Genomic DNA, 7,359 nt, shown 5'->3' on the forward strand with positions numbered 1-7,359 from the left:
TTTGCCATAATTCGGTTAGATATCCTCCCTTGAAACCAAAATAATGACTTAGTTCTTCTCGTTGGAAATTAGAGTCTACTGCTACAATTTCAATATCTTTCATAAACTGTATATTTCGATTTATATTTAGTCCTAAATAGGGTTACGTTACCGATTAAACATTAAAAATTAGTTCTAACTGTTAGACCGTATGTTCTGGGCTCTCCTAAATGTACTGCTCCAAAATCATAGGCGTAGCTGATATACTTTTTATCAGTAATATTGGCAGCCCATACTGATAATTCTACTTTTTTGTAACGGACACCTAAACGGGAATTCAGGATTTCATAAGTGTTCTGGTAAATTGTATTGGATAAATTAAAATATTGTTTTCCTATGTTTCTATATTCTAATCTTGCAAACAATTGGCAAGAGGCAGCTCGCGGCAATCTATAGCTGTATTGTAAGGATAGATTTGAGGTTATTCCGGGTGTAAAAACCTGATTATTACCGCTTAAATCCTTATTTACTTCATCGTCTGCCAGGGTTAGGTCTTTGTAATAAGCATCTGTATACCCAAAATTATAAGCAAGTTCCAAATCTTTTACAGGAAGGGCCAACAATTCTAATTCTACCCCTTTGCTTTCCATTTTTGCCGCATTGCGAATTAATGTTTGTGCTTCGGGCATCACGAGGACAGGTATTTGCCCGTTCCTTACCTGCGTATAAAATAAAGCTGCATTAACTCTTATCCTCTTCCCTGCAAATGTATTCTTAGTCCCTATTTCGAAGTTATTGCTATGTTCCGAATCGTATGGAACAAGAGGTGCGGCCTGAGGGGAATTTGAAGCGTACTGACTTATACCTCCTGCTCTAAAACCTCTGCTGTATACTCCGTAAATATCGTGGTTGCCGGACAAGTGATAGCTCAACGCTATTTTTGGACTGAAGTTTCCATAGCTTGAAGAGGCGGAAGTGTCTGTTCTCGTTACCAGCGCTTCGCCTCCGTCCGGAATAACCAAGCCTTCTATCTGTTGCTTCTTATGCTCATAATCGTACCTTAATCCTGCTATTAAGGATAGTGACGGGGATAGTTGGTAATCTATCTGACCGAACCCCGCAAAACCATAGCCATTAAGGCTGTTTATATTGATATCTGTAAAATTGGTCATCGGGGAACCGTACATCCCGGCATCGCTACCATAATAGGTACCTTGTTTAACCGGGCTATCCTGTAAAAAGCCATAAATACCGGTATTCCATTTCAATCTGGAAATGGAATGCAGAGGAGACGAAAGACGGAACTCCTGCATGAGGACTTTATTCCTGTTCCAGTTTTTCCCAAAATCATTTACAACGGCCATGATATCATAACCGGAGAAGTCTGCATCTATCGGATCTTCGTAAAAACGATAGTTTTCCTGGTAAGAGGTTTGGGAATTTAGCACATAGTTTTCATGCTGGTATTTAGCAGCTAAAGAAACGTTAAGAGTCTGGTCCCGCATCCTCGAGCTCCTGTTCTGTGCTAATCTGAAAGGCTTTTCAAAGGCTTCTTCCATTCCTAAAACCAAGGGAAAGGCACCATTATTCAGCTGCTGCTGGTGCTTTACGTTAAGAAGCAATGATAACCGTTTATTTGGCTGATACTTCAAAAAATAGTTTCCCTGATGAAGCTTCATGTCATCGTAGGAAGAGTTCGTAAATTCGTTAAAGAAGAAACCGTCTTTACGAGTAAACATTCCCGCTGCTCCGAAATATAATTTGTCTGCAATTATCGGTGTTCTTATTCCTGCCGCATAACGCTGGAAGCCAAAGTTTCCATAATCTAGTTCAACAAAGCCTTTAACAAGGTTGTCTGGTTGACGGGTAACAATATTAATTACCCCTCCGGTGGCATTTCTTCCATACAATGTGCCTTGAGGACCTCTTAATACTTCTATTCTTTCTATATCGTTTAACTGCGAGATATAACTGTCCAAGCTAAACTGATTGACCCCGTCTATATAAGTCGCCACTGCAGGTTCGTACGAAGATGTGGTTATCCCTCTTATGCTAACCACATTTCTCAAGTCACCAGGATGCGCAGCGTACAGATTCGGCACTATTGCTGTCAGATCCTTTATATCCCATATCTTAGCATCGCTGATTGCTTTGGATTCTAAGGCGCTGATACTGGATGGAGTCTGCTGTATATTTGTTTCCCTTTTCTCGGCAGTAACTATTACCTCTTTTAACTGGTGCGATAGCTCTTCTATTTTAAATTCCTTATAATTATTCCCTGCGGTCAATGATATTTCCTCTAAAAAATCAGGGAAACCGCCAACTTTGATATGCACAAAATATCTCCCGGGATTAACAGGGCTTATTTTAAAATATCCTTCAGTTCCTGTAGTCGTGTAATATGAGGTATTGACAAAAGAGATTGAAGCTCCGGAGATCCCTTCTTTCTTGTTTAACACCTTCCCTTCGAATGTTGCTAAAACCTGCGACTGGCAATATCCGGATAGGCAGACCAGTAGAAATAAAATTATATATTTTTTTTTCATAACTTATAGGGTACGTAACCGTAAACATATAATAAATTTAAACCATTTTCAGTTCTTTTAAGAAATACGATTGATGGCTTATAATTTGATGATCAAATATAGAAATTAAATAGATTTTCTATTAATCATTTAAAAATAATATTCTAACTGTTTGAAGCTCTAATTTTTATTACAAAAAACCAAATGCTTACTTTTGTAGTATAAATTCAGGGTAAGTGGATTCTCATGCAATTGTTTTAGGTTTAAGTTGACTGGTTGGTAACCTGCTTTTAAATATATTACTGGAAAGTAAGCAATACCATTCCGTAACTGTTTTTGTAAGAAGACAGCTAGAAATCCAACATCCAAAACTGAAACAAATCATAACAGATTTTAAAGATTTTAAGTATTTAGAAAAAGATATAGAAGGTGACATATTATTTTCTTGTTTAGGAAGTACGAAAAAAAAGACTCCTAAAAAGGAAGATTACGTTTTTGTAGATAAAGTTATCCCAGATACATTTGCAGAAATAGCATCTAAAAAAGGATTAAAACAATTTCATTTAGTTTCTGCTATAGGAGCAAATTCGGATTCTTCGATCTTTTATAATAGACTTAAGGGCGAATTGGAAGATAGCATAAAAGAAAAAAAAATACCTTCTATAAATATCTATCAACCCTCTTTAATAAAAGGGAAACGTAAAGAATTCAGATTTGGAGAAACTGTGTTTACTTTCTTTTTTAAACTGTTAGATATACTATTAGCCGGCTCATTAAATAAATACAGAAGTATAAATGCATTAGATATAGCAAAAGCAATGTATAATGTTTCATTAATAAATAAAAAAGGCGTTTACACATTTACATCAGATAAAATAAAGGAACTAGCGTGAGTATTATATCAGCAGAGCAACTGGGACATGCCTATAATGACCATTGGTTGTTCAGAAACTTAACATTTGGAATACTGCAGGGGCAGAGAGTTGCTTTAGTTGGAATAAACGGAGCGGGGAAATCTACATTACTGAAGTTATTAGCAGAACATTTCAAACCTTCAGAAGGGAAGATAGTAAAAGCTAAAGACACTAGATTCGGTTACATGGAGCAAGATCCGCAGTTTGACGCTGGTAATTCTATAAGTGATTTCATTTTTAGCCTAAATAACAGGCAACAACAAATTATAAAAGAGTATGAAGAATTACTAGCTCAGGAGAATCCGGATATTGATTTGGTAAATAAACTTACTGAGGAAATTAGTAATCTAAATGCATGGGAATACGAGCATAATATTAAAACTATATTAGGAAGGCTTGGAATAACAGATTTAAAACAAAGCATTTCTACTCTATCTGGTGGACAGAAGAAAAGATTAAGTTTAGCCAAGTTGTTGATTGATGAACCGGATGTATACATCCTGGACGAGCCAACTAACCATTTGGATATAGATACTATAGAATGGCTTGAAAATTTTCTCACCACTGGAGGTAAAACTGTATTAATGGTTACTCATGACAGGTACTTCTTAGATAATATTTGTAATGAAATCATAGAGTTAGAAAACGGAAATGTGTTTAGCTATAAAGGTAAATACGCTTATTATTTAGAAAAGAAAGCAGAAAAAGAAGCTGTGGATAATGCTGTTCTGGCAAAGAACCGAAATTTATTAAAGAAAGAGCTGGAGTGGATGCGGAGAATGCCACAAGCAAGGGGAACTAAGTCTAAGGCCAGAAAAGATGCATTTTACGAACTGGAGGAAAAGACAAAAGGTCAAACAAAAAAAGAAGCTATCACTTTAGATATAAAAATTGCCAGGCAGGGAAATAAAATACTCGAAATAGAACATATATCAAAAGTATTTGGAGATAAGGAAATTATAAAAGATTTCTCATACACTTTTAAAAAAGGGGACAAAATAGGTCTTACAGGCAAGAATGGAACAGGAAAATCTACCTTTTTAAATATAATTACAGGAGAATTAATTCCCGACAAGGTTATGGTTATAAAAGGAGAGACAAAAGTTTTCGGATATTACAATCAATCTGGTTTAAGCTTTAATGAATCAGAGAGAGTAATTGATGTAGTAAAAAACATAGCTGAATATATTACTCTTTCAGACGGAAGCCTTATAACTGCATCTCAATTATTGACTTTATTCCTTTTTCCTCCAAAAAAACAACACGGATTTGTTAGTTTATTAAGTGGCGGAGAAAAAAAGAGACTTCACTTAATGAAGGTTTTAATAAAGAATCCAAATTTTCTTATTCTTGACGAGCCAACCAATGATTTAGATATAGACACACTAAATGTTTTAGAAGAATTTTTAGAAAAGTTCTCTGGTGTATTAATATTAGTTTCACACGATAGATATCTTGTAGATAAATTAACAGATCAGCTTTTCATATTAGAGGGAGAAGGAAATATTAAAATATTTAATGGAAATTACAGTTCTTATAGAATAGAACAAGAAGAATTAAGAGTTCTGGAAAAAGAAGAACAAAAGAAAAAAGAAAAACAGAACTATACCACTCCTATTATAGAAAAGCAAAATAAAAGTAAATTATCCTATAAAGAGAAACTGGAATTGGAAAATCTAGATAAAGAAATTTCCGAATTAGAAAATAAAATAAAAAGAATAGAAGAAGATTTAAATAATCAAACAGAGGCAGATAAAATTAATAATCTTATAAAAGAACTAGATAAAAACAACAAATCTCTTGAAGAAAAGAGTAATAGATGGTTAGAGTTATCGGAACTTTCCTAATGTTCCACGTGAAACATTAACATCTTTTTTATTAATTAACTAATATGTTCCACGTGGAACATCTAATAAAAATGTTTAATAAATACGACGTAATAGTAGTTGGAGGCGGCCATGCTGGTTGTGAGGCGGCTACAGCAGCAGCAAATTTAGGATCAAAAACCTTATTGATAACCATGAATATGGGTACAATTGCACAAATGAGTTGCAATCCAGCTATGGGTGGTGTAGCAAAAGGCCAAATTTTAAGAGAAATTGATGCTATGGGTGGAAAATCTGGAATAATAGCAGATATATCTACTATTCAATTTAGAATGCTTAATAGATCAAAAGGACCCGCTATGTGGTCGCCGAGAACCCAGAATGACAGAATGCGTTTTGCTGAAGAATGGAGGCTAATGCTTGAACAGACTCCAAATCTGGATATATGGCAAGATATGGTAAACAGACTTATTGTAAAGGATAATAGAATCTGTGGTGTCCAAACGTCTCTGGGTGTTCAAATAGAATCAAAAGCAGTAGTACTAACGAATGGGACTTTTCTAAATGGTGTAATTCATATAGGGGAAAAAACAATGGGTGGCGGAAGAACTGGTGAGAAAGCGGCCACCGGAATTACTGAACATTTGGTAGAGCTAGGATTTGAAGCAGGAAGAATGAAGACAGGTACTCCCCCACGTGTGGACGGTAGATCCCTAAATTATTCTTTAATGGAAGAACAATGGGGAGATCCTAACCCTAGTAAGTTTTCTTACACAGACACTAATACCACCTTACAACAGAGATGCTGTTGGATTACGTATACAAATGACAAAGTTCATGAAACTTTAAAAGAGGGATTTGAAAAATCACCAATGTTTACGGGAAGAATTAAAGGTTTGGGTCCAAGATATTGTCCTTCTATCGAAGATAAAATAAACAGATTTGCGGAGAGAGAAAGACACCAAATATTTGTGGAACCGGAGGGAGAAAAAACAGTAGAAATATACGTAAATGGTTTTTCTACTTCTCTACCAGAAGATGTGCAATATAAAGCTATAAGATTAATTCCCGGGTTTGAAAACGCTAAACTGTATAGGCCAGGTTATGCCATAGAGTATGATTATTTCCCACCTCAACAATTGGATTTGACTTTAGAGACGCTTTTAATAAAGAATCTGTTTTTTGCAGGACAGATAAATGGTACTACAGGTTACGAAGAGGCAGCAGCACAAGGCTTTGTTGCAGGAGTAAATGCGCATCAAAAAGTATACGATAGACATGAGTTAATATTAAAAAGAAGTGAATCTTATATAGGTGTACTTATTGATGACCTTGTTACCAAAGGCACCGAAGAACCTTATAGAATGTTCACTTCCAGAGCAGAGCATAGGTTGTTACTTAGACAAGATAATGCAGACGAAAGACTATCTCCTATCGGTTATGAACTTGGTTTGGTTTCTGAAGAAAGAATACAAAAAGTAAAAGATAAAATTGCAAATGCTGACGCTATAATACATAAAGCAAAAGAGATAAAATTGTCTACTACAGATGCTAATCCCTTTCTTGAGAAATTTGGTACTACAACAATAACCCATGGCACTAAATTATATAATCTGCTAACCAGACCTCAAATAGAAGTTAGTAATCTGAGAGAAATGTCTCCCAGCTTTGATGAATATTTAAAAGACTTTGATGCAGAAACAATAGAACAAGCTGAAATCAAAATAAAATATGAGAGCTATTTTGAAAAAGAATTAGAAATAGTCGAAAAGATGAAGAAGATGGAAGATAAAGAGATTAATCCAGAATTTGACTATAATACATTAACTTCTTTATCAAAAGAATCCAGAGAAAAATTGATGAGAATAAAACCCAGGACTTTAGGTCAAGCTTCAAGAATTTCCGGAGTAAAACCATCAGATATAACCATATTAATGGTACATATGAGTAAATAATCATAAAATACTGATAATCAACATTTTATAAAAATAAAAAAATAAAATAAATAAATCGCATTAAAACGATTATTTTAGTTTTTTTGACATAACTATCATAAAAAAATTAAAATAGCTTAAATCGCTTAAAAATGATATTAAACAACAAACAGAAAAAAAA

At 34.6% G+C, this 7,359-nt stretch carries 4 protein-coding genes and 1 pseudogene; 4 read left to right on the plus strand and 1 reads right to left on the minus strand.

The genetic code is table 11. The features are described from left to right. Window positions 1–161: 161 nt before the first annotated feature. Window positions 162–2,525 (minus strand): TonB-dependent receptor, encoded by a 2,364-nt coding sequence (locus ABWO41_RS13410; protein WP_353138895.1) that lies wholly within the window; start codon window positions 2,523–2,525, stop codon window positions 162–164. A 263-nt stretch (window positions 2,526–2,788) separates the two neighbouring features. Here ABWO41_RS13410 and ABWO41_RS13415 point away from each other — a divergent pair. The 4 genes and pseudogenes from ABWO41_RS13415 to mnmG all read left to right on the plus strand — a co-directional run. Further along, window positions 2,789–3,097: pseudogene (locus ABWO41_RS13415) on the plus strand (NAD(P)H-binding protein); the annotation flags it as partial. Between the two features lie 33 nt (window positions 3,098–3,130). Further along, window positions 3,131–3,397, plus strand: coding sequence for a Rossmann-fold NAD(P)-binding domain-containing protein (locus ABWO41_RS13420; protein ID WP_353138898.1), 267 nt, complete (start codon window positions 3,131–3,133; stop codon window positions 3,395–3,397). Then, window positions 3,394–5,265, plus strand: a complete 1,872-nt coding sequence (locus ABWO41_RS13425) for an ABC-F family ATP-binding cassette domain-containing protein (protein ID WP_353138901.1) — start codon at window positions 3,394–3,396, stop codon at window positions 5,263–5,265. Before ABWO41_RS13420 ends, ABWO41_RS13425 begins: the two co-directional genes overlap by 4 nt. 71 nt (window positions 5,266–5,336) lie before the next feature. Further along, the gene (mnmG, locus tag ABWO41_RS13430; protein ID WP_353138904.1) at window positions 5,337–7,199 is read left to right on the plus strand and encodes a tRNA uridine-5-carboxymethylaminomethyl(34) synthesis enzyme MnmG; all 1,863 of its coding nucleotides are present in this window, start codon (window positions 5,337–5,339) and stop codon (window positions 7,197–7,199) included. Window positions 7,200–7,359 lie beyond the last annotated feature (160 nt).

It is taken from the genome of Pseudopedobacter sp., from assembly GCF_040392825.1.
GTDB lineage: Bacteria > Bacteroidota > Bacteroidia > Sphingobacteriales > Sphingobacteriaceae > Pseudopedobacter.

Bases quoted from the DNA above. Each gene is read 5' to 3' on its own strand.
- ABWO41_RS13410 (WP_353138895.1), bottom strand. From the start codon at position 2,525: ATGAAAAAAAAATATATAATTTTATTTCTACTGGTCTGCCTATCCGGA.
- mnmG (WP_353138904.1), top strand. From the start codon at position 5,337: ATGTTTAATAAATACGACGTAATAGTAGTTGGAGGCGGCCATGCTGGT.